The sequence below is a fragment of the Phycisphaerae bacterium genome, from assembly GCA_041652575.1.
Taxonomy (GTDB): Bacteria; Planctomycetota; Phycisphaerae; order Sedimentisphaerales; family UBA12454; genus UBA12454.
Genome location: JBAZHC010000004.1, coordinates 96740 through 120594, shown reverse-complemented (window position 1 = coordinate 120594; position 23855 = coordinate 96740). Strand labels below are relative to the sequence as shown.

Annotated in this window: 16 protein-coding genes and 1 riboswitch; of the genes, 10 read left to right on the top strand and 6 right to left on the bottom strand. The window is 45.5% G+C overall.

Annotated elements, in window-relative coordinates; translation table 11 throughout:
- Positions 1-20: 20 nt before the first annotated feature.
- From WC496_04435 to smc, 3 genes are all read right to left on the bottom strand, one after another.
- Positions 21-1238, bottom strand: coding sequence for a pitrilysin family protein (locus WC496_04435; protein MFA5292265.1), 1218 nt, complete (start codon positions 1236-1238; stop codon positions 21-23).
- Positions 1239-1240: 2 nt separating this feature from the next.
- A complete protein-coding gene (locus tag WC496_04430; protein ID MFA5292264.1) occupies positions 1241-2473 on the bottom strand; it encodes a pitrilysin family protein in 1233 nt (410 codons plus the stop codon).
- Positions 2474-2544: 71 nt separating this feature from the next.
- A complete protein-coding gene (gene smc, locus WC496_04425) occupies positions 2545-6114 on the bottom strand; it encodes a chromosome segregation protein SMC (protein MFA5292263.1) in 3570 nt (1189 codons plus the stop codon).
- Between the two features lie 381 nt (positions 6115-6495).
- On the opposite strand from smc, the gene WC496_04420 reads away from it, so the two are divergent.
- From WC496_04420 to WC496_04405, 4 genes are read left to right on the top strand one after another with little or no spacing between them, the layout of a single operon-like run.
- Entirely contained in the window at positions 6496-9330 is a 2835-nt protein-coding gene (locus tag WC496_04420) for an MMPL family transporter (protein ID MFA5292262.1), read from the top strand.
- Positions 9327-9527 carry a DUF2892 domain-containing protein gene (locus WC496_04415; GenBank protein MFA5292261.1) on the top strand — a complete coding sequence of 67 codons (201 nt, stop codon included), beginning with the start codon at positions 9327-9329 and terminating at the stop codon, positions 9525-9527. Before WC496_04420 ends, WC496_04415 begins: the two co-directional genes overlap by 4 nt.
- Positions 9524-10321: an outer membrane lipoprotein-sorting protein gene (locus tag WC496_04410; GenBank protein ID MFA5292260.1), complete on the top strand. Its 798-nt coding sequence runs from the start codon at positions 9524-9526 to the stop codon at positions 10319-10321. Before WC496_04415 ends, WC496_04410 begins: the two co-directional genes overlap by 4 nt.
- Before the next feature lie 3 nt (positions 10322-10324).
- Entirely contained in the window at positions 10325-11581 is a 1257-nt protein-coding gene (locus WC496_04405) for a hypothetical protein (protein ID MFA5292259.1), read from the top strand.
- Here WC496_04405 and WC496_04400 read toward each other — a convergent pair.
- Positions 11578-13224, bottom strand: a complete 1647-nt coding sequence (locus tag WC496_04400) for a flagellar basal body P-ring protein FlgI (protein MFA5292258.1) — start codon at positions 13222-13224, stop codon at positions 11578-11580. The two genes, WC496_04405 and WC496_04400, sit on opposite strands and share 4 nt — an antisense overlap.
- A gap of 220 nt (positions 13225-13444) precedes the next feature.
- On the opposite strand from WC496_04400, the gene WC496_04395 reads away from it, so the two are divergent.
- Entirely contained in the window at positions 13445-14422 is a 978-nt protein-coding gene (locus WC496_04395) for a hypothetical protein (GenBank protein ID MFA5292257.1), read from the top strand.
- A gap of 1 nt (position 14423) precedes the next feature.
- Here WC496_04395 and lexA read toward each other — a convergent pair whose 3' ends face one another.
- Entirely contained in the window at positions 14424-15080 is a 657-nt protein-coding gene (gene lexA, locus WC496_04390; protein ID MFA5292256.1) for a transcriptional repressor LexA, read from the bottom strand.
- Positions 15081-15797: 717 nt separating this feature from the next.
- Here lexA and dnaG point away from each other — a divergent pair.
- Both dnaG and rpoD read left to right on the top strand, forming a co-directional pair.
- On the top strand, positions 15798-17582 hold the full coding sequence (dnaG, locus tag WC496_04385; GenBank protein ID MFA5292255.1) for a DNA primase: 1785 nt from the start codon (positions 15798-15800) through the stop codon (positions 17580-17582).
- Between the two features lie 36 nt (positions 17583-17618).
- Positions 17619-19475 (top strand): RNA polymerase sigma factor RpoD, encoded by a 1857-nt coding sequence (rpoD, locus tag WC496_04380; GenBank protein MFA5292254.1) that lies wholly within the window; start codon positions 17619-17621, stop codon positions 19473-19475.
- Between the two features lie 18 nt (positions 19476-19493).
- Here the strand turns inward: rpoD and WC496_04375 are convergent, their stop codons facing one another.
- Positions 19494-20429, bottom strand: coding sequence for a fumarylacetoacetate hydrolase family protein (locus tag WC496_04375; protein MFA5292253.1), 936 nt, complete (start codon positions 20427-20429; stop codon positions 19494-19496).
- 174 nt (positions 20430-20603) lie between these two features.
- On the opposite strand from WC496_04375, the gene WC496_04370 reads away from it, so the two are divergent.
- The 3 genes from WC496_04370 to WC496_04360 all read left to right on the top strand — a co-directional run bounded on the left by WC496_04370 (position 20604) and on the right by WC496_04360 (position 23854).
- Positions 20604-21341, top strand: a complete 738-nt coding sequence (locus tag WC496_04370; GenBank protein MFA5292252.1) for a hypothetical protein — start codon at positions 20604-20606, stop codon at positions 21339-21341.
- A gap of 108 nt (positions 21342-21449) precedes the next feature.
- Positions 21450-21680, top strand: a riboswitch (cobalamin riboswitch).
- Positions 21681-21936: 256 nt separating this feature from the next.
- Positions 21937-22680, top strand: coding sequence for a PEP-CTERM sorting domain-containing protein (locus tag WC496_04365; GenBank protein ID MFA5292251.1), 744 nt, complete (start codon positions 21937-21939; stop codon positions 22678-22680).
- Position 22681: 1 nt separating this feature from the next.
- On the top strand, positions 22682-23854 hold the full coding sequence (locus WC496_04360) for a hypothetical protein (protein ID MFA5292250.1): 1173 nt from the start codon (positions 22682-22684) through the stop codon (positions 23852-23854).
- The last annotated feature ends 1 nt before the right edge of the window (position 23855 follow it).

The window sequence follows — 23855 nt, the reverse complement described above, 5'->3', positions numbered from 1 at the left end:
AAAAAATCAAACGAAAGCTATTATTCCGGCCCGATAGAGAATTGCGTGAAATTTTCAAGCGGAAATTCTTCGATAAGGTTTTGTATATCAGCCTGCGTTACTTTTTTTACTCGTTGAATTTCGTCTTCAATCGGCCGATACTGCCCCAGATAAACCCAGTTCAGCCCCAGTTCAATAAGTCTTCCCATCGGTATTTCATTTTTAATTGTAATGCCTGACAGTACCTTGTTTTTGGCTTTTTGCAGTTCGGCGGCGGAAATTTTATCCTGCTTCAGAGACTTGAAAATATTCTCGACGATTTGTATGGCTTTGGAGCCGTTCTGCGAATCAGTTCGGATATAGCTGTAAAAAGCGCCTACTCCGTCCATTGCTTCGCAGTGCATACTCGCTGTTTCAGCGATAGCGCTGTCAACCAGTTCCCAGAAAAATCTCGAGCCGGTGTCGTCCCCGATAATTTTGGTAAGCAATGTCGCGGCATAAGCTCTTTCGTCCTGATATGAAACTGTAGGACTCATCAGGCAGGTATGCTGACAGTTGAGACTTTTTTTCTTTTGATGTTCCTTTTTAGCGGTTCCGGCGAAAAATTCAGTTTTCCGCTCGGCCTGTTTGGGTTTCCAGATGCCGCAAAGATTTTCTATGCAGCCGCAGATTTTCTCGAAGTCGAAATTTCCCGCAATCGCGGCAGTTATATTATTCGGGGCGTACCTGCTTTCGAAATATTTTCTCATCTGTCCGCTTGTCAGTGCCTTTATGCTTTCGACCGAGCCGAGGACGCTTTTGCCGCAGGGATGCGAGCCGAAATGCAGTGTCCTGCAGCTTTCCCTGACGTCGAACTCCGGCAGGTCCTTGTACATCGCTATTTCTTCGAGGATGACATTTTTTTCCATATTGAAATCATCATCTCTCAGTGCCGGCCGCATCAATTTGCACCATAGTTCGGCGGCTTCGATGAGTTGCTCGGGCAGAATTGCGGAATAATAAATAGTATATTCCTCGGCGGTGCCCGCGTTGTATTGTGCGCCGAGGTCGTCGAATTTCCGGTTGACATCGTGTGCTGAAATTTTATCTGTGCCTTTAAAGAGCATATGCTCGAGAAAATGGCTCACACCGTTGACTTCATCGGTTTCATCGCGGGAGCCTGTCTTAACAAAAAAGCCTGTCGCTGCCGATTGGGCGTCTTTGTTGACTTCGCCGATGATATTCAGGCCATTCGCAAGTTTTTTATGTTTGAATTCCATGTTTATACCGGTTTTATCTCCGTCGGCCCTATGGTTACAGAGCAGAATTTATCGAAAGGATTATTTTTTATAAAATCAAGAATGCTTTTAACGGTCGTTTTTTCTATATTCTGTTTTATTTCTTCAAGGCTGCGGACTTTTCCGAGCATATAGTAATCTGTCGCGGCGGCGCCGGCCCTGGCCATGGTCGATTCGCTTTGCATTATCAGTGCGCTTTGAAGTCCTATTTTAGCGCGATACAATTCCTGCTCGCTTATGCCATCGGCAAGCTTTCTGAACTCCGTTATTATTACGTCATAAGTTTCCTGAGCTTTGTCCGGCGTGGTTCCGGCGTAACAGCCGATGCCTGCCGCTTCCTTCAAGCTGTGATAACTTGCCCCGACGGCGTAGCAGAGCCCTCTTTTTTCCCTCACTTCGGTAAACAGTCTTGAACTCATTCCTCCCGAAAGAACAGCGACGGCAACTCTGGCGTTGTAGTAATCTTTGCTATGAGGCGTTACGCTGTTTGTCATAATTCCAATATGCACCTGTGCACCTTCGTGCGGATAATGATGATAGGCAGGCGGCTGTTTTTTGGCGATTATGTCTTTTACCTTTTTCGGTTTTTCGCCCGCGAAGAGTTTTTCGAGCATCGAACAGAGTTCTTTGAAATCGTATTTGCCGGCGACAGCGAAAATGGTTTGAGAGATATTTAAATTTTCGGAAATTATTCCGTTACATTTTTCCGCCGTAATAGTTTGTAAATCTTCCTGTTTGCCTGCGGTGTTTTTGCCCAGCGGGTCGGGATAAAAATGTTCCCTCAACAGAAGCGATATTTTGTGTCTGGGGTCGTCTTCGAGACTCAGCAGCCCGTGCAGCGCAAGCTGTCTTGAATATTCAAACTGCTCCGGTTCGAGAGCGGGCTTGAGAATTATATCGGCGTAAAGTTCAATTGCTTTCGGCAGGTTGTCCGCCTGCAGCGCCGCTGATAAAGTTATATGTTTCGATTCGACACCGCTTCCCCGATGCAGGCCCAGCCCGTCGAGCATATCAGAAAGTTCTCTGCTTGTTTTTCCGCCTGCTCCCCTGAAAATCCAGTCTTCTATTATCGCCGGCGCTCCGCAGCAGCCGTGGGGCATTACAGAAGCGCCTGCAGGCAGGAGAAACTCGAATGCCGCCGATTGTACACTCGCCACAGGAATACCGATGACGGTCATTCCGTTGGCAAGTTTATATATGTCTGTTTTTTTCGGCATAAAAAGAGTCCGCAAAGAGTACAGGATGTCCCTCATTTTTGCAATCTGTTTTTAAATAACAGATGACGGAATTACGCAACAGCGGCTTCTTCCTGCTGCGGCTGATAATTATCAAAAGTAACGCTTATCTTCTTGCTGATGCCTTTCTGCTGCATTGTTATTCCGAAAAGCGTATCAGCAATGCTCATTGTGCGTTTGGCGTGAGTGATAATCACAAACTGCGAATTCTTTTTGAATTCCTGCACAATAAGGTCGAACCGCTCGTTATTGGCCTCGTCAAGAGCGGCGTCAACTTCGTCAAGGAAACAGAACGGCGAAGGCTTTGTTTTGAATATCGCAAACAGCAGCGCAATCGCAGTCATTGTTTTTTCGCCGCCGCTCAGCAGGCTGATGCTTCTCGGTTCTTTTCCCGGAGGACGCGCGATAACTTCGATGCCGCTTTCGAGTATATCTTCAGGCTGTTCAAGAAGAATATCTGCTTTTCCGCCGCCGAACAGTTTTCTGAATACTTCCTGGAAATTGGTTCTTATCTGTTCGAAGGTCACGGCGAATTTATCCATCGACTCTTTATTGAGACGGTTAATCAACTGCTGAAGCTGATTTTTGCTGTTATTGAGGTCTTCTATCTGACCTGTTAAAAATTCATTTCTTTTTTCGAGTTCTTCCTGCTGTTCGATTGCGTCGACGTTGACGTTTCCGAGTCTTTCGATTTTACCGCGAAGCTCCGTGATTTCATCTCTGACAGAGTCCCAGTTAATTTCGCCTGACGCATTATAGTTTTGATACTCAGCGACAAGGTCCATACCAAGCTCTTCCGTTACCCGCTGCACAAGGTCTGTTGACTTGACCTGAAGCTGTCCTAATTCCATTTTAAGCTGGTTAACCTGCTGGTCGAGCTCGCTTTGGCGGAGCCTGTCATGTTTGAGTATTTCTTCGGTCTGATTTCTCTGCTGCAGCATAGCTTCAACTTCTTCGTGAAGTTGTACGCTTTGATTATGGGCGGCGTCTTTCTGTGTGAACAGTTCGGAAATTTCCGCTTCGGTGCCGAGTATGTCTTTCTGGCCCTGTTCAATCTGTTCGGTACAGGACTTGATATTATTCTGCGCAGAGGCCAGTTCGCTCCTGCCGTGTTCAGTCTGGGCGTTCAGGCTCGCTATTTTCTGCTCGATAGCCTTTTTCTGCTCCTGCCCCTGGCCGATGAAGACTTTCAGTTCCGTAAGCTCGATACTGTTTTGTTCGAGTGTCTTTTTCTTTTCAGCAAGCTGAGCCTCAAGCTGGGCGATACGTTCTGTCCTCTGGACATTTACTGTTTCAAGCTCCTCAAGCTGCTGTTTCGACTGATACTCTTTATGGACAGTGTCAGAAATTTGTTTTTCGAGCGACTGGATTTCACTGGTCAGAATCGGCTGTTCCTGTGAAAGTCTTTTTATGTTCTGCTCGATTACATTCAGGTCAGAACTGATATTTGTCTTTTCAGTATTGGCTTCATAGACGCTTGTCCTGAAGTCTTTGCAGAGTTTTTCGAGGTGTTCATTTTCCCTGACGCCTGCGGCGAGCTTGGTTTCAAGGCTCGATATATTTGCCGAGACATTTTCCATTTCGCCGGTAAGCTGCAGGAGCCTGCTTTTTCTCGAAATAAGGCCGACCGCTTTTCCGATAGGTCCTGTGCTGTAGCTGCCGTCGCTGTTGAGTATATCACCGTCGATAGTTACGAAGCTGTAGCCGAATGAACAGAAAGAGGCAAGCTCGAAAGCCTTTTGAATATTTTCAACGACAATCGTTTTTCCCAGCATCTGCCAGACGAGCCGGGCGTATTCATGGTCGAAACTGACGAATTCCACGGCTCTGCCGATAATACCGTCTGCCTGCGGAAAGCTGAGACTTTCTACAAAAGGCTCAAGTCTGTCTGTGCAGATGAATCTGACTCTTCCGCCGGCCTGTTCGGCAAGGGTCCTGTCGCCGAGAACCTGTTCTGTGCTGTCCGACACGATTGCGTCCGCTTTGCCTTCCAGTGCCGCTTCTATGGCTGCGGCATATTCCGGCTTTGCGCGAATAATGTCTGCGATAATGCCTTTGATAAATGGTTTTTGCTGCGACAGGTTCAGGATTTTTTTGACAGCGTTATGAATGCCTTCGCGTCTGTTTTCCATATCGGCGATTACTTTGATTTCGCTTTGTATCGCGCTTCGCTGCTCTCTTTCCTGTGCGAGCTGTTCGTTCGTCCGGGCGACATCTTTGTCAATCTGATTTATCTGCTGCCGTTTGGATTCGAGCTGCTGCTGCAGTTCAGCGATGACTTTATTTATATCGTCGAGTCGGGCCTGATTCTGAGCCTTGCCGCCGAGCATGGATTCGAACTGCTGTTTCGCCTGGCTGACCCTGTCGGCCAGTCTGTCTTTTTGTCCGCTGAGATTATTGCGGTATATGTTTATGCTTTGAATTTCATTGTGAAGCTGCGCGGTGTGCCTGACAATATCTATTATGCCTGTTTTCTCGTCCTGCAGTTCTGTTTCGGTTTCGGCGCAGGCCAGGTTGATTGTTCTTATCTGTTCCTGAAGTTTTTCAAGTTCGGATGATTTCTGTTCAAGAATAACGCTGATGTTCTCAAGTTCACAACCACCCTGTTCAATCTGTGTCTCGAAATCAGCCAGTCGCTGCTGAATCTGTTTGATATTTTGCTCTTCAAGCCCTTTGCGATCCTGCATTTCCCGGATTCTTTTATGGAGGAACTCTATTTTCTGCTGCTGCTGTTCGATTCTGCCGGTTATGCTTACCAGGTTGTTATCGCAGCGGTTGATTTCATTTTCTTTTTCGATGATTGCCGCGGCAAGTGTGCTCAATTTCGCTTCATTTTGCGAAACCTGTGCGGAAACTGCGGCCAATTGATTCTGCAGTTCGTCTGCCTGAGCGGTTTTCTGTGTGGTTTCGTTTGTTATCTGGTGGTATTGAGCCAGCGAGAATGTTACCCGCAGCTCTTTCAGTCTTTGGTTGTATTGCAGGTAGCTTCTTGCCTTGCCTGCCTGGAGTTTTATGCTTCTCAGTTGTTTTTGTACTTCGCCGACGATATCAGCCAGTCTCAGCAGGTTTTGGTCGGCATGTTCGAGCCGTCGAAGCGCTTCTTTTTTCTGTGCTTTATATTTGCTTATTCCCGCCGCTTCTTCAAAGATAAATCTTCTGTCGGTCTTCGAACTGGTCAGGATTTGTGCGATTTGACCCTGTTCGATAATTGAATATGCCCTGACTCCGACTCCGGTATCCATAAAGAGTTCACGGACGTCTTTTAATCGGCTGGCTTTATTATTGATAAGATATTCGCTGTCTCCGCTGCGGTACAGCCTGCGGGTTATAACAAGTTCGTCCTGTTCGACACCGAGCGATGCTGCCTGAGAGAAGTGCAGGCTCACTTCAGCCATACCTATTGGCTTTCTCGAAGCCGAGCCGCTGAATATAACATCGGACATCTGTCCCGACCGCAGGCTCTTGGTGCTTTGTTCGCCAAGTACCCATTTTAGCGCATCAACTACATTACTTTTACCGCATCCGTTTGGCCCCACTATGGCAGTTATCTGCTGATTAAAATTGAATTCTGTCTTGTCTGCAAAGCTCTTAAAGCCATCCAGAACGATCTTCTCAAGTCTCAAAAGATGCCTCCGTGTTCCATAAGTATATTTAGTATAAAGGGATATAAAATAGCAAAACCGTCTTCCAAAGAATAAATAATATACTATATTATCGGTCTTTAGCCCGATAATTCTTTGATATAAGCCATAAAAATACCAAATTTCCCAGTAAGTTTAAACAGGATATTTTGCAAAAAATAGGCAAAATATAATATTTAATGCAAAAACCTTACATATAAGGATATTGAGGGTTTAATATGTTTTTAATTTGCAATATTAATTTTTTACAGTAATTTTATCATAGAGGAGAGAAAAACTGCGATTGGCAGCGTATAGGATTGACAAGTATAATTTGTTGGATACAAAGATATCGGATAATATTAGAGCAGAAGGGAATGGTAAATGGTTGAAGCCAGGATACGGAGCAACATCACATCTTTTTCATTAAAACATTATAAACTTATAATGGCCGTCACTATCGCGGCTACATTGCTGCTTGGTTCGCTAATCAGTTTAATCAAAGTTGATACCGACCCTGAAAATATGCTCGACGCCAAAGAGGCGGTACGCGTTTTTCACAATCTGAATAAGCAGAAATTCTCGCTCTACGATATGGTCGTTCTGGGTGTGATTAATGAAAAAGACCCTAACGGCGTTTTTAATCCTCAGTCGCTGAAAAAAATCTATGAACTCACAGATTTCGCAAAGACACTCAAATGGCCGGACAAAAAAACAGGCGAAGAAACCGGCATTGTCGAGGCTGATATTATTGCGCCGTCGGTCGTTGATTATATCGGGCAGGGCGGGCCGGGATTTGTAAAATTCGAATGGCTTATGGCCGAGCCGCCTGTGACGCAGCAGCAGGCTGTAGAGATAAAAGAAAAGGCGCTATCGAACCCACTATTAAAAAATACACTCGTATCTGCCGACGGCAAGGCGATGTGTTTGTATCTGCCGCTGACGAGCAAGGATTTGAGCTATAAGGTTTATAAGGCCCTTAAAGCTCAAATAGCCACACTGAACGGCGATGAAAAATATTATATAACAGGCCTGCCTGTTGCGGAAGATACTTTCGGCGTTGAGATGTTTATCCAGATGGCGATTTCGGCGCCGCTGGCGATGCTGACGATTTTTATTTTGATGCTGATTTTTTTCCGCAAGCTGACGCTTATTATTCCTCCGATGATGGTGGCGATGGTTACGGTTATAACAACGATGGGGCTTTTAATCGGGTTGGGTTTTCCGGTTCATATTATGAGTTCGATGATACCGATATTTCTTATGCCGATATCGGTTGTAGATTCGATTCATATTTTGAGCGAATTTTTCGACAGGTACACCAAGAAAAAAGGCAGAGGCGAAACAATAAAGGAAGTTATGGGCACATTGTTTACACCGATGCTTTATACTTCATTGACATCGGCGGCAGGTTTCGCTTCGCTTGCGCTTACCCCGATACCGCCGGTACAGGTTTTCGGAATTTTTGTCGCTATCGGTGTGATGATTGCCTGGGTCATAACGGTAACGTTTGTTCCGGCGTCAGTAATGTTTATTAAGGAAAAATCGCTTGAGAGTTTCGGAATGGCCGCGAAAAAGGAGCGGATGCAGGAGACCGAATCATTGCTTACCCGTTTTCTCCATCGTACCGGCAAATTTACGTATGATTATTCGAGGTCAATACTCGTTTTGTTCCTGATAGTTACTGCTATTTCAATTTATGGAATAACCAGGATAAGCATAAATGATAATCCAGTAAAATGGTTTTCAAAATCACATCCAATCAGGCAGGCTGATATAGAGCTGAACAAGCATTTTGCCGGAACATATATGGCATATTTGGTTCTCGACCAGCCGCAAAAGCAGCAGGTTACGGATGTTTTTGTTGATGACTTAAAGGAAAGACTCAAAGAGTTTTCTTCGCATGAGCCGATTGTTCGGCAGGCCGAAGAGATGATAACTGTCAATGAATCTAATAATGCTGACGCCGAAGCATTTCTTTTGAAGCTGAGCAAACTTGCCGAGACCAGGTCAAATGCTTCTTCAAATACTGATGATGTTGATAAGTGGTATGACATCAGCGGGTTTTTTGCGCTGGAAGCGGAACGGCTAAAACCATTCAAGAACCCGGCGGTTTTAAAATATATAGATTTTCTGCAGCAGTATCTGCAGCAAAGCGGGCTCGTTGGCAAAACAACATCTATTGCTGATGTGGTCAAGAAGGTTTATAAAGAGCTTGTCGACGGCAGAGAGGAAAATTCTATTGTTCCGGACAGTACCGAGAAAATCGCCCAGTGTCTTTTGCAGTATCAGTCCAGCCACAAGCCGAACAATTTGTGGCATCTTGTAACGAACGATTATTCGTCCGCGAATATCTGGTTCCAGCTCAAAAGCGGCGACAACAAGGATATGTCAAAAGTTATCAAAATCGTGGATAAATTCTTCAAGGATAATCCGCCGCCGATTTCACTTGAACATCGCTGGGCGGGACTGACTTATATTAATGTTGTATGGCAGGACAAGATGGTATGGGGTATGCTGCAATCGTTTCTCGGCAGCTTTTTAGTGGTTTTTATTATGATGGCGATACTGTTCCGTTCTGTTCTTTGGGGGCTTGTCAGTATGGTTCCGCTGACGATAACAATATCGTTTATCTACGGCGTGATTGGTTTTATGGGCAAAGACTACGATATGCCGGTAGCGGTTTTGAGTGCGCTTACTCTCGGCATGGCTGTCGATTTCGCGATACATTTTCTCGAACGCGGGCGATGGGCCTACAGTTCGACTGGCACATGGAAAGCCTGTGCTTCTGAAATGTTTTGTGAGCCGGCTCGGGCGATAACAAGAAATGTTCTGGTAATTGCCATTGGATTTTTACCGCTGCTTGCCGCGCCGCTTGTGCCGTACAAAACCGTCGGTATATTTATGTGTATGATTATGGGCATCTCAGGTTTGGTTACCCTGTTTGTCCTCCCGTCACTGATGAATGTATTTGAAAAAAGTTTATTTACACAGCTTAAAGAGCCGATGCCGGCCGGCTGCAATTGCGGGCTTTGTTTGGTTGTTTCAGTTTCGGCGGTTGTGCTTATTGCCCTGAACATTCATCAGTATTGGCAGATAGATATCAAATTTTTGACCGTTGTCGGTATTATTATAATAGCTATTTCTTCGCTTTTCTGCGGGATTTTTTCACGCAGAAGAAATTGCAGAATCTTAAAGAATCAAAGAGGTGAAAAATGACAATAGAAAGAGTTTTACGAGGCGTAGCCGGTTTTTTTATTGTTTTAAGTGTTTTACTGGCGTATTTTCACAGTTTGTACTGGCTCATTTTTACGGCTTTTGTAGGCGTAAATCTGTTCCAGTCGGCATTTACGAATTGGTGCCCGATGATAACAATTTTAAAGAAACTTGGTATGAAAAGTGAGGTTCAGAAATGAAAAAATCCATAATTATTATAATAGAAGTTTTAACTTTATCCTGTTACAGCTTTGCCGCTGAACCGAATGTTCCTCCGGTTGGCGAGATTGTCGCCAAAGCCAACCTGGCAGCGTATTATCAGGCCGACGACGGCAGGGCCAAAGTTACTATGACTATCACCGACAAAAAAGGCGATGTACGCAACCGTGAGTTTGTTATTCTTAGAAAAGATATTACCGACGGCGGTGACCAGAATTATTACGTTTATTTCCTCAGACCTGCCGATGTTTATAGAATGGTCTTTATGGTAAATAAACACGCTTCTGGAAATGTCGATGACGACCGCTGGCTGTATATGCCCGCGCTTGACCTTGTAAGAAGAATCGCAGCGGGCGACAAACGCACAAGTTTCGTCGGCTCGGATTTTCTTTACGAGGACGTCTCCGGCAGAAATCCTGTTGAGGATAATCACGAAATTGCCGATGTTAACCAGTCGATGTTTGTTCTGAAAAACATTCCTAAAAAACCTGAGACCGTGGAATTCAGTTATTATCTGGTATATATCGACCGCAAAACCTATATGCCGATGAAGATGGAATATTTTGACAGGCAAAATAAACTTTACCGCACGATAGACTCACTGGAGGTGAAAGAAATATCCGGTTTTCCCACAGTGACCAAAGCGAAAGTTTCTGAATTGAATACAGGCAGCACTACGCTGATGGAATTTGGTGGGGTTCAGTACAATATCGGTATCGGAGATATTTTCACCGAGAGATATTTGCGAAAACCGCCGACCCAGGTACGGAGATAAAGTTTGAAATTAAAACAGGCGTTGTTAATCATATTTTTGCCGGCTGCCGCGGCGCTTGCGGTCGATACCGGCCTTAAAATTTCCAATTCACCGGTAGAAATGCACGGCTTTTATGAACTCCGTGCCGGCTACCGGCTTCGCAACGACAAGCACGAAAAAGATATGAGCATTATGGAAAATCGTTTTCAGCTCGATTTCGGCAGCTATCCGGAATGGGGTGAGTTAAGATTTAAGGGCGATGCTGTCGGCGATTTGGTGCTTGAAAGATTCGATTTCAAAACCCGCGAGGCTTATATCTTCACCCGTCCGTCGGACAATATGGATTTAATTGTCGGAAGACAGATTCTGACATGGGGCACAGGCGACCTTGTTTTTATTAACGATTTATTTCCCAAAGACTGGCAGTCTTTTTTTATCGGCAGGGACGATGAATATTTGAAGGCCCCATCCGATGCCGCCAAATTGAGCATGTTCGGAGATTTTGCGAATCTTGATGTGGTTTTTACTCCCCGGTTCGATCCCGATATATTTGTCAGCGGCCAGAGGATTTCTTACTGGAACCAGAACACATTGAGGATTGAAGGTAAAAATATCGAGACCAGCGTGGATAAGCCGGACAGATGGTTCAGAGATTACGAGCTTGCCGCTCGGCTGTATAAAAACGTCAACGAATATGAATATGCACTGTATGCGTATAGAGGCTTTTGGAAAATTCCGGCCGGTCAAAACGCCGACGGCAAGGCGATATTTCCGGATTTAAACGTTTATGGCGCAAGCGTCAGGGGAAAGGTTGCAAAAGGCATCGGCAATCTTGAATTGGGCTATTATGAGTCCGCCGACGACCAGAGCGGCAAAAAATCTTCAGTTGATAATTCGCAGATGCGTTATCTTGCCGGCTACAAACAGGAAATCGGCAAAGATTTAACGCTCGGCCTGCAGTATTACATTGAGCAGATTCTCAGTTATCAAGACTATCTTGACAACCTGCCCAAAGGACCGGCGAAAGACGAATTTCGCCATTTAGTTACGGTAAGACTTACGAAGCTGTTGATGAACCAGAATTTGCGTTTGAATTTATTTGCGTATTATTCGCCGTCGGATAAGGATTGTTATTTCAGGCCGAGCATTAATTACAAGGCCACAGACAATATAGCTCTCGAAGCAGGCGCTAATATTTTCTTCGGCGATTATCCGAATACCTTTTTCGGCCAGTTCACAGATAACACGAATATATATACCTCTGTGCGTTACAGTTTTTAACGTGCCGATAATTTGCCGGCGATGAAATCCGCCTTGACCGCTCCCTTATCAACCATCTTTTTGAGCAGGGCTATTATATCAGAATATGGAACGCCTAAGCCGGGCCGTTTTTTCTTGTCCTCGGGAGCAGGTTCATCACCAAGAAGCTTTATAATATCAGCTACTCTGAGTGAACATTTCAAAGGCCCCATCAATTCGCCTGTAAGTGGATGTTTGCGCATTACCGAAAGTCGGTCTTCGGTCGGCTGAGCATTAATAATAATCCTGCCGTCGTCAGACTCTACATATATGCCCTTTTCGCAGTCAACCGGTGCGCCGAAAAGCACAATGCCCGCCTCCTGACTTCTTGAAACGTAAATGGTTTTGGCACTGGCCGAAGCAATAACCTGGTCTATATAGAAATCTTCCGAAATATTAGTGCGAATAACAGAGGTATCGTTGTATTTCCGCAGATACCTGTAAGCGTTATATTTGACATCGAAATTTTCATCGTTGACAAGCCTGTTCATCAGGGCGGTTACATCGTTTGTTGAGGCGTAATCGCCTATGGCCTGAATCGCGGCAATACGAAAAGACGAACCCGTGTCCTGCGCATAATCCCGGAGCGTTTTCAGCGCCCTGTAATCGCCGATAACAAGCAGACATTTAGCCGCGGCGAATTTCGTCTGGTCGTCGGCGGCATCCAGAAGCGGCAGAAGCCCGTCAGCGGCCGGCCTTCCAACGGCTTCGAGAGCGGTCTGATATTTCGATTTGTCGGCTGCGGTCTGGAGATTTTTAATCAGCCAGGCTGTATGCTCATCTTCTGATACTGCAGCGGCAGTAATATAAAGCGATTTTACGAGTTCTATAAATCTTTCTTTTTTGTCTCTGAAGTCCCGGGGTATAGACAATGAAATTAGTTCAGGCGAAGAAGCAGAAGCGACATCTTTGCCGAAACGCTGATTTATGCGGTTTCTTATAAGCGCAATTGCCTTAAAATCCGGTTTGAAAAGAGCCAGGGTAATCTGATAATCCTGCATGGACCTTCCGCCGCCGAGGACGATTCCGCCGCGAGGGTCCGGTTTTGGGTCGGAAAGATTGTCAATATAAACAGGTCCCGCGGCCAAGGCGATGGTTTTGGACGATTGAACTACATCCTCTATACGCGCAACGAATTTAAGGTCCGTAGTGTAAAGTCTGCCGCCGGCCAGAGATGTGGTCTGGGTATTCGCCAGCGTCTTTACGACAACATCAAAGGCTTGGCGTTTTGCCGCTCCCTTCGGAATAAAGCCTTCAACTATAACAACAGCGGTATCCTTGTTGTTAATCATCATATCGGGGTTCACCGAATTTTTCTTTCCGACCTGCGTGAGAATGTATTGACGCAGATAATTTCTTATATCGGTCGGACATTCGGATGAGCCGGTGTTGGGCAGGCCGACTACCAGTCCTATGCCTTTGACAGGTATAGGATTAAAAGCCACAACCTCGGCAAGGTCGCCGATGGTTTTGTCGAGCTGGGCAGGCGGAGGGGTTTCAATTTTTTTATCTTTGCTCTTTTTCTGCTTTTTGGCGAAGCTTTCAGACGGCAGTATGCACAATAGAATGGCTAAAAGAAGAAAAACCGAAAATATGTGTTTTCTTCGGGTAATTTGATTTTCCATAATCTTAATCCTGTCAATAAAAGGTTTTATGTTTCCTAAAATGATATTGCCGATAGGGGATATAGTCAAGAAATTAAATACCGGACAGGGTATAGGAGATAGGGTATAGGGAGTGTGAATATTGAATAATAAACCATGAATTTTTTAATTTTGTTTTTGAATTTTAAATTTTTTGGATTAGTGTTTATTTGTATATATTTATGGCTGTTTAAAGGGAGCGATGAAAGGGATTTTAACCGATACGGTAGTGGCTGGTATTGACGAGGCGGGTCTGGGTCCGATTCTCGGGCCGCTGGTTGTTTCGTCAGCCTGTTTCAGCGTACCGGCCGAGAAAATAGGGGCCGATATGTGGCAGCTTCTTGCCGATGGCGTTTCATCGAACAAAAAACACCTTGCCGGCAGGCTCCTGATTTGCGACAGCAAAAAAGCCTACAATTCAACAATTGGTACCGGTTTCCTCGAAAAAACGGTTCTTTCCTGCCTGAAATGCCTTTCCAAAACTCCTGATTCTGTGGCACAGCTTGTCGATTCGCTCAGTCCTGACAGCAAACAAAAACTTCTCGATTGTCCCTGGTACAAAAATATAGGTCTGCAAAAGATGAATTATAATGCCGATGAAATTTCCATCTCGGCGGGGGCATTCGAAAGAAGTCTTGAAAAAAACGCTATGGCACTGATTACCTTGAATAGCGTCTGCCTCGAGGCGGCCTACTATAATGAGCTGATTGGAAAAATCAGAAATAAGTCAAACGTGGTTTTTCAGATTGTATGCAGACTCATCGACGAGGTAATTAAGGGCTCGCAGCACAGGAATTATCAGTTCAGAATCGACCGTCAGGGCGGCAGGATGCGATACGGCCAGCCGCTGCGGACAATGTTTCCCGATATGACCCTTAAGGTATTGGACGAAACCGATACCGCCAGCAGTTATGAACTTAGCACATCGTATAAAACAGTGAAACTGGATTTTGCGGTTAACGCCGACGGGTTTTATCTTCCGACCGCTCTTGCGTCAATGACCAGTAAGTATCTTCGTGAACAATTGATGGCTTCTCTTAACGGCTATTTTCTGGAAAAGTGCAGTCAATTGAAACCGACAGCGGGCTACTGGACTGACGGCAAACGGTTTTTAAATGACTTGAAAGTAATCGCCCCTCATATCGAATATAATCCCGCCCAGCTTATTCGCTGCAGATGATTTAAATCTTTCTCATCAATCCCACGACAACGCCGGCGATAGTACAGTTCTGTGTATAAATCGGCTCGTAATTGGGATTTGAAGGCTCAAGGCGGATTCTGTTGGTTTCCTTATAAATCCTTTTTACGGTGGCATTTTCATTATCGACGATAGCGGCAATGATTTTGCCGTTTGACGCGGTTTGTGCTTTTTTGCAGACGACATAATCGCCGTCGAAAATTCCATCGCCGGTCATACTATCGCCCTGAACTTTCAGAGCGAATGTATCTTCATTTGAGCCGAATTCGGATTGCAAAGAAATTTGCTCGATATTTTCAATCGCTTCAATCGGCGCTCCTGCCGCGATTGTGCCCAATAGCGGTATGCCGTCCTTTCGATTACGCTCAAGGCAGGCTGTCTGCTGTTCATCCGACTCGTCTAAGGCCGAGGTCTGCTCAAGCAACCTTTGCGCTTTGGTCGTAATGCTCAAAGAGCGAGCCTTGCCAGGATTGGCTGAAAGCAGTCCTTTTTCTTTTAGCCCCGCGACGTGTTCGAAAACTGTGGTTCGGCTTGTGCCCAACAGGTCTGCAAGTTCCTGCAGCGTGATCGAATAACATCGGTTCTTCCTGAAGTTGTTTATCAGTTTCAGGACCTGGAGCTGCCGGGGCGTTAGATTCATTTGGCTTGTAGAAATCAATTTTATTCTCCGTATTGATTGTTGAGTCTGAGTTTTGTATCGCCAGATTAATTTTTTCTATGGTGGAATTTTGTAACAATTCCTCCGTTATTACCGCGTCAAGCATCTGCGCAATTGTCTTGAGAAGAGAGCCAATCGGCCGATGAGACACTTTCGATACTTTTTTGCCGGACCAATTGGTTACAAATTCTCCGCCGGGACCGAAACGGCAGAGAGGCAGGTTGTCATCACTTTGAAATCTTTTGTTTTTGTCCATTTTCACATCCTTCTTTCTTTATTCTTTAGTAAAAGTCATATCGGCAGAGGGCCTCTGTTTACCCTAACAAAAACCGAACAAAATTATAAATTTCCGAAAAATTCTTTAAATTGCCGATATTTTGAAACCTCCGCAGGTTATATAGGACGAAACCATTTAAAATTTAAGATTTAAGATTGAAGATTTAAAAGGGGCACAAAGTTTTAGACAGAAATAGAGTCAGGAGACTTTTTTTGTTGGGACACAAAAGCGGTACGTTTTACTGTTTGACCAACTGTCGTATTGTTGTCAAACCTGCGTTAGTGATGCTGAGAAGGGGGTTTATGAGAGCAACTTGACTTTTGGGTACCCCGATACCTATACTTATTGTCTTTTATTTTAATCGAACCCCGCTACAGGAAGGGGAAACTTCTTATACTTTCAAAGGATTGGTTGTTTTATAAATGAAATTGGACCATAGCCAAATAAGCCGAATCCAGGCGGCTAACGATATAATCGATGTTATTTCAGAGCATGTCAAATTGACCCGCAAGGGCAGGGAGATGGTGGGCCTCTGTCCGTTTCACGACGACCATAAGCCGAGCATGAATGTTAATCCTGACAAGCAAATCTTCAAGTGCTTTGCGTGCAGCGCCGGCGGAGATGTAATCAAATTCGTTCAGATGCGAGAAGGCCTGACCTTTATGCGGGCAATCGAAAGACTTGCTGAACGGGCAGGAATAAAAATTACGATTCCTGAAAGGTCTTCCGAGCCGCGGTCGGACGCGGACCCGGCCGATATAGAAAAAGTCAACCGCTGGGCATTAAAATACTGGCGGAAAAATCTGCTCAGCAAACCTACAGGAGATAAGTGCAGAGAATATATAAACAGCCGGCAGATAACAGAAAAAACATCAGAAGAATATTCATTGGGATTCGCCGCTGAAAAATGGGACGATTTTTTGAACGCCGCCCAAAAACAGCGAATACCTGAAAAACTTATGCTCGCGGCCGGTTTTATAGTGGCTGGCGACCAGGGGCATTTTTACGACAAGTTCCGTAATCGGCTTATGTTTCCGATAATCGACGCCTCGTCGAGAATAATCGGATTTGGCGGCAGGACACTGGGCGACGACCCGGCGAAATATATGAATTCGCCGACAACTTTGATTTTCGATAAGAGCAACTGCGTTTACGGCCTTGACAAAGCACGGCATGAAATCGTTTCAAGCGGGATAGTAGCCGTAGTCGAAGGCTATACCGATGTGATTATGGCGCATCAGGGCGGCTGTAAAAATGTGGTCGCCACGCTCGGCACAAGTTTTACGGCAGGGCACGCAAGACTGCTGAGGCGTTTTACTAAAAATATAGTTCTGATTTTTGACAGCGATATCGCCGGGGCTTCGGCTGCTGAAAGAGCGCTGGAAATATGTCTTGCCGAACGGATAGATATTAAGCTCGCATCTGTGCCGCAGGGTAAGGACCCGTGCGATTTCGTACTGGCGGCCGGCGGAGAGGCCTTTAAAAATATAATTGAAACGGCGACGGATGTAATGAAGTACCGCTGGGACAGGCTGACCGAAAAATTCGGCAGCAGCGATAATCTTGCCGACAGGCGGGCGGCGACTGAAGAATATTTGAAGTCCGTAGCGACAGCCACAAGGGGCGGAACGCTCGATGCGATAATGCAGGGCCTGATAGTCAATAGATTGAGCCGAATATTACAGATACCGGCCGAAGATATAAGAAGGGAACTGACTCGCCGCGGCGGGCCGTCAAGACAGGCTGTGATAAATACGATTGATAACTCAAAAGTTTCGAGTGTTGAGCTTAGCGGGTTCGGAGAAAAGGCGCAGGCGGAGATAATCGAGGTTCTGCTTAACGAACCGCGGCTATTCGAGTCGGCTGCCAAGAGAATCAAGGCGGATGATTTCGATATGCCGGTTTTGAGGGAAATATGGCATCTTATCGAACAGGCGTCAGCAGGCGGAATGGAGTATTCGCTGACCGATTTGCTCGCACAAACAGAGTCGAAAGACGTATCAAGTCTTATTGTGAAGCTAAGCGATAACGGTCAGGACGGCGATACGCTCAGGAGGCGGCTTAGCGGGGCGATAAACGCGATGGAGGAGCATAAGAATAAAAAAACTCAGGGCGGTAAAAAAACAAGCGATGACGATATGCTTCAAAGAATTTCGAATATAAAAGCAAAGCCGGACAGGAGAAATCCCGGCCTTATGTCGATATAAAATAAAAATAATCAGGATATTTCAGGAAAAATTATTGTGGCAAAAAAGAAGACGGAAAATAAAGCGGAAAAAGACAAAAAAATAAAGGCCAAAAAAGCTGTCGGCGGTGAGCACGGTCGAACCGAAAAGAAAATCGAAGCTCCGGTAATCGCCGAAGCCACAGAGAACCAGCAGGAGCCGCAACAACCGGCAGAGACGCAGGCTTCGAAGAGCGATACTGTTGAAAATAAAATAAAGCTTATCATCGAAAAGGCCAAAAAGAAGGGTTATATAACCTATGAAGAGATGAATAACGAGCTGCCGGACGAGTCGATATCGGCCAGCCGGCTCGAAAGCCTGATTATGACCCTTGATGAGATGGGAATAAGTCTGCTCGATGAGTCGGAAATGGAAAAACGGCAGGACGAAGAGGACGACTTCGAGGTTAGTGATGAAGTTTTTGCTGAGGAGGAGGCCGAAGCCGAAGAAAGCGAAGATACCCTGCTTGAGACCGAACTGGTGGAAGTTGATACGGGCAGGATTGACGACCCTGTCAGGATGTATCTTACGCAGATGGGCGAGATACCGTTGCTTACGCGCGAACAGGAAATATCACTTGCCCGTAAGATAGAGTTAACGCGAATGGCGTTCAGACGGAAGGTTCTGGAAAGTGATTACTCGGCAATATCAGCGATAGAGATTCTGCGGCAGGTAAGCGAAGGAACACTGCCGTTCGACAGGACGATGAAGATGAGCACCGCTGAAAATCTTGTACGGTCGGTAGTCAAGACCAGGCTGCCTGAAAACATGAAAACAGCCAATAAACTGCTCGATAAAAATGTAAAGCTGTTCAGCGAATATCTGCAGACACAGGACGAAACGGGAAAGAAAAAGGTTGCCAGGCAGTTAAGGCGTAATCGCCGCAAGGTTGCGACTTTGCTTGAGGAACTGAGCCTGCGGACGAGCAGGATACAGCCTATGATGAAAAAACTGGAAGGTGTTTTGTCCAAGATGCGTCAGCTTCAGCAGTATATAGCGGCAGGGCCGACTGCCGATTATATGCAGGAAGATATTGACGCGATGAAGCAGGAATTCAATGGTATGCAGGACATGGTGCTTGAGACGCCTGAGCAGCTCGAGAAACGACTGCGTGCCGTACGGGCGGTCTTTTCGCAGTATGAACTCGCAAAGAGACAGCTGTCAAGCGGTAATTTGAGACTTGTCGTATCAATCGCCAAAAAATACCGCAACAGAGGTTTGAGTTTTCTCGACATAATCCAGGAAGGCAATACCGGCCTTATGCGTGCCGTCGATAAATACGAATACCGCAGAGGCTACAAGTTCAGCACTTACGCGACGTGGTGGATAAGACAGGCTATTACAAGAGCCATTGCCGACCATGCAAGGACAATCAGAATTCCTGTTCATATGATTGAAACGATGAGCAGGCTGCGGATGGTAAGTAAAGAACTTCTGCAAAAGCTCGGCAGAGAGCCTACAATCGAAGAAATCGCGACCGAAACGGCATTGAGCGTTTCAGAGGCTCGGCGTGTTCTGAAGATTTCGAAACATCCGATAAGCCTTGACAGGCCTATAGGCGAAAGCGAAGACAGCTATTTCGGCGATTTCATCGAAGACGAATCCGCTGAATCGCCGGTGCAGTCGGCCACGCACGAAATGCTTAAAGAGCGAATCGATGAGATATTAAAGACACTGACCTATCGTGAGCGGGAGATTATCAAGCTGCGATACGGTCTGGGCGACGGCTATACATATACGCTCGAAGAGGTCGGCAGGATTTTCAAAGTTACCCGCGAGCGAGTAAGACAAGTCGAGGCAAAAGCGATAAGAAAACTTCAGCATCCGGTAAGATGCAGACGGCTTGAGGGTTTTGTCGACCAGAGAAGCACGTAAGGAAAATCAGGAATTATTCTATATTAACGGTTCGTAGAATTTTTCAGGTTTTTTGCCGAGTGTGTTTGTGAGTGTGCCGATTTTTTCGATGGCGCATTCGATTTCGTCGCCGGCCTTTAGGAAATTTCCTGTCGCCATGGCCACGCCTTCCGGCGTTCCCGTTGCGATGATATCTCCGGGCTCAAGCGTCGTTATGTAGCTTAAAAACGATACTATTTCATAAACACCGAAAATCATATCGGCAGTGTTGGCGTTCTGGCGGATTTCGCCGTTGACTTTCAGAACCATCTGTAAATTCTGTGGGTCTTCAATCTCGTCGGCGGTAACGATGCAGGGCCCAAGAGGCAGGAAGCCATCGGCCCATTTGCCGTTGAGCCAGTCGTAAAATTCATCCCACGGTCTTTTTTCTCTTCCCTGTTTAAATGTTACGCTGCGAGCCGAGACATCGTTTGCGATTGTGTAGCCTGCGATATATTCTTTCGCGTTCTGCGGACTTATACATTTTGCTTCTTTGCCGATGACCACTGCAAGCTCGATTTCATAGTCGATTTCTTTGCTGTAGGCAGGCCAGGGAATTATGCCGTCAGGATTATTTATGACAGTATTGGGTTTGAGAAAAGGACGAGGAACGGTGTTTTTCCGGGGGGAAGCGGTCAGGCCGAGTTTAAGTCCGGCTTCTATGATGTGTTTTGCGTAATTGCCTGCAAGAGCGAGAATTTTGCCGGGGGCAGGTATCGGAGCCAAAAACTCTACCGCGGCAGGATTAATAAATGCCGTGCTTTTAGCGGTAATAGTATGGACTTTTTTCAGGCATTCAGGCCCTTGGGCGATTATCTGTTTTATACTTACGGGTGAATCGGTCTGAAGTAATTGCGGAGTCAAATTCACAATGCCCCTGTCAGTCAGTACGCCGCAGGAAATGTAAGAATTTTTTGTGAATGTAACCAGTTTCATTTTTTAAACTTACCTCAATTTAATGATTTTTTCTTGCTTTTATGAGACTTTGGCCTTAATTATACATATATATTAGCTTAATGGAAGTCGCCGACGCTCCAAAGTTATTGGGATGGGGCTAAGTTATTGCGGCGGGTGTATTTGTGGAAATAGCCAAAGCCCATGCGGAAAGCTATGGCGACGGAGCGAGTTATGGCGATACGGGAATTAATATCGAGGACGGGCAGGTGGCTGTCAGAGAAAATAGATGGCCGTTACGAGCCGTTGAGAAAGCCCCCGACCGTCGACAAGCCAAACAATCCTTCCAATATTATCACCCGCAGAAATGAGCCAATCACTGACAAAACAGAAGCCCTTCAGATGATTCAGAATTCGTTCGAGCAGCTTGTCGAAAAGCTTGGCGGAATAAATGAACATCTCGGCCGGCAGGTGGAACAGAACGCCGAACTTTTAAAACGGATAGATGAAATACCGCAGCTTCTGCAGAATTTTCCGGAAAGCATGAAAAACCAGAGGATTGTCGTTGACTCGCTGGTTGAGCAGTTGAAGTCGCAGGCACTGAAGAATCAGCAGTTTACCGAAGCGGTTGAAAAAATTCCCGTTGCCGCCGAAAAACAGAGCCACGCGATTTCAGAAATGGCGGTTCAGCTTGCCGCTTCAGCCGATGTCGACGCTCAGCTTGCCGATGGTTTCAGAAGATTTAACAATATAACCGATAAATTGAATGATAATGTCGAAGGACAGACCGACAGTTTGAACCAGATGAGCAGGGCGTTTTCCGCAAGCGACAGATACCTGAAATACATCCTGAATACGCAGCATAAACGGTTTATATGGGTTTTTGCCGCCGCATTGGGCGTTTGCACCCTTGCAATTATATCGCTGCTGATTGTAATTTTTCTGCTAAAATAATCCGCGCACCAATTCCTAAATTCTCCAATAACGGCAAAGTATTCAAGAAGAATAGGGATTTAAAGGAAATCAGGCGGCTAAAAAAAAATTGGTGCGGGATAAATTTTTTTGTTTACATGTATTCCGGCGTGTATTAGACTACGCCTGTTCTTTTGAAAAGAAATATTTGATTACAGAAAAGGGAACACGGTTGAAATCCGTGACGGTCGCGCCGCTGTAAGCGTTTTTTCCGGATAAGTCGGAAGGCCGAAAGAAGATGTACCACTGCTCTGAGATGAGCGGGAAGGGTTCTTTCGGAAAACGCAAGTCAGAAAACCTTGCTGGAATCGAAAAATTTGTTGAGAGTTCTCGCGTAAGGAACGCCAACGGATACATCCCTTATGGGGTGTCTTTGTTTTGGATATTAAAGCCGCCGTTCCTTTTTCGGGAACGGCGGCTTTTTTTATTGGTTCTTTGATTATTTTTGTTTAGTCCAATTCCACAGAAGCTTAATGCTTTTGGGTCTGCCAGTTGCGGCCGCTTTGCAGCGGCCGCAATAGACCCGCTGTGTGAAAATGTAAAAAAGTTAAAAACCTTAATTCTTTGGGAGAAGAAGATGAAACGTAATGTAACAATTTTATTGTTTGTTTTGGTTTTCGGTTCGATGTTAAATGCTTCGCCTTTTGCAAGTTCGGTAATTTCGTTTAGTCAGGGTATTGCCGCTGACCCCGGATATAATAATCCAAATGTTGTCCTTGGTGCGCCGCCTGTCGCAGACAGCGGCGGCTGGCCGGTTTCAATTGCGGCAGCGCCGTGGGAAGCAACCGATGTTGTAAGTCTCGGTAATGGCGGTTCAATAACAATAGCTTTTGACCATCAGGTGCTTAATAATCCTGTTGATGTCGAATATGGAACCGATTTTCTGGTTTTCGGTAATTCTTTCTTTGGGACAGATTACGAGGGTGATGGCAGCATAAACTATGCGTATTTTGAACCTGCGAAAATCGAAGTCAGTCAGGACGGAATTATTTTTTATGAAATCGCGAACACATTCGCCGACTCATTATATCCTTATACGGCTTCAGCGGGGAATTTTATTCACGCCACGCCTGCTGGTATCGAGTATATGGGCAGACAGCCTGGTGATGTCGAGGCCGATTATCTCGGCGGCTGCGGCGGAACACAGGTTGACATAAGCAATGCAATAGGTGCATCACTGGACTGGATTATGTACGTTCGCGTTACGGATATCGCCGGTGATAGCGGGATCGCAGATGTTGTAGGATTTGCGGATGTTGTGCCGGAGCCTGCGACTATTTTTGTGCTGCTTGCAGGAGCAGCTTTTCTAAGAAGAAAATAGTATGAAAATTTATTTACTAATCCTGGTTGTATTTTCCGCTGTTGTCGCAGATGTAACAGCAGCGGAAATACCACCAACTGCCGGCAATGTCACCAGCAAGGGATTTACAAAAATAGATTTTTGCAATGCGGATGGGCTGCTGTATGCGTTTAACGGCAGAGACCTTTACCGTTATTCAGTATTGACGGATAGTTTCGATATTGCTTTTGCCGGTGCAGGCTCCGCAATAAGCGATACGTGGGACCCTGCTGATTTTGCTTTTTTAACCGATTGTAATAACGCGGTTTTGCCGACAGGTCAATCCATGAAACTTGTTTATGTGGACAGGCAAACAGGCACCGCAACCGAGAAAACCGGCCTGATAAAAAACTATTATTCGACGGCATCGAGGTACAGGGATAATCAGCTTTTCACAAATGGTGTCGGTGTTGTAAATAACACGGTTTATCTGCTCGATATGGATTCCAGCTGGGTAGAAAAGGAAGTTGCAAGAGTCTCGCATAATAATTCCGGCGCGATAACTTTTGATTTTGCGGATAATCTTTATCTTGCGGATTTTAAGCCGCTGGGTGACGACAGCAAACTTGGGCAGGTGGATATTTACAGGATTTCAAGAGGGCAACTCGATAGTTTTATTGAAGACAGTAATTTTGTCGTTGTTCCACAGCTTATTGTGAATAATGTTGTCCTTGCCGGTTCAGATTCGATGATTGTCGATGCCAATTATAATATTTATATGAGCAGCTATGTAGGAATTGCTAAAATAGTACCAACCAATGAGCCTGATAATTTTGATGTCAGCACAATTGACGGCGATATATATGCTCCGCCTTATGGTTTTCCATGGCCGCATTTTCGTTTTTGCGGGATAACCGCCGATATAAAAACAGGCAAAATATATTACGGCAAAAGTGAACTGAATGAAGGGACCTATATTTACGACCCTTATCTATTGCAGAATTTTCAATCGGCCCCCGCTGTGAACTGGTCGGCAGATTTAGATGGCGATGGGATTGTGAATTTTTATGATTTATATCTGCTGCAGGCAGAGTACCTTTGTTCCGGACAATATTTAAAGGGTGACCTTGACGATAATGATTTTGTTGATTTTCAGGATTTTGTGATTTTTGCACGACAATGGCAAAATAAGGCGCCGTGGTATAAAGAAAATTAGC

Bases quoted from the DNA above. Each gene is read 5' to 3' on its own strand.
- WC496_04430 (MFA5292264.1), bottom strand. From the start codon at position 2,473: ATGCCGAAAAAAACAGACATATATAAACTTGCCAACGGAATGACCGTC.
- lexA (MFA5292256.1), bottom strand. From the start codon at position 15,080: ATGAATCTAACGCCCCGGCAGCTCCAGGTCCTGAAACTGATAAACAAC.
- WC496_04370 (MFA5292252.1), top strand. From the start codon at position 20,604: ATGGCGACGGAGCGAGTTATGGCGATACGGGAATTAATATCGAGGACG.
- WC496_04360 (MFA5292250.1), top strand. From the start codon at position 22,682: ATGAAAATTTATTTACTAATCCTGGTTGTATTTTCCGCTGTTGTCGCA.
- WC496_04415 (MFA5292261.1), top strand. From the start codon at position 9,327: ATGACAATAGAAAGAGTTTTACGAGGCGTAGCCGGTTTTTTTATTGTT.
- WC496_04365 (MFA5292251.1), top strand. From the start codon at position 21,937: ATGAAACGTAATGTAACAATTTTATTGTTTGTTTTGGTTTTCGGTTCG.
- WC496_04420 (MFA5292262.1), top strand. From the start codon at position 6,496: ATGGTTGAAGCCAGGATACGGAGCAACATCACATCTTTTTCATTAAAA.
- WC496_04410 (MFA5292260.1), top strand. From the start codon at position 9,524: ATGAAAAAATCCATAATTATTATAATAGAAGTTTTAACTTTATCCTGT.
- WC496_04395 (MFA5292257.1), top strand. From the start codon at position 13,445: ATGAAAGGGATTTTAACCGATACGGTAGTGGCTGGTATTGACGAGGCG.
- WC496_04375 (MFA5292253.1), bottom strand. From the start codon at position 20,429: ATGAAACTGGTTACATTCACAAAAAATTCTTACATTTCCTGCGGCGTA.
- dnaG (MFA5292255.1), top strand. From the start codon at position 15,798: ATGAAATTGGACCATAGCCAAATAAGCCGAATCCAGGCGGCTAACGAT.
- WC496_04400 (MFA5292258.1), bottom strand. From the start codon at position 13,224: ATGGAAAATCAAATTACCCGAAGAAAACACATATTTTCGGTTTTTCTT.
- WC496_04435 (MFA5292265.1), bottom strand. From the start codon at position 1,238: ATGGAATTCAAACATAAAAAACTTGCGAATGGCCTGAATATCATCGGC.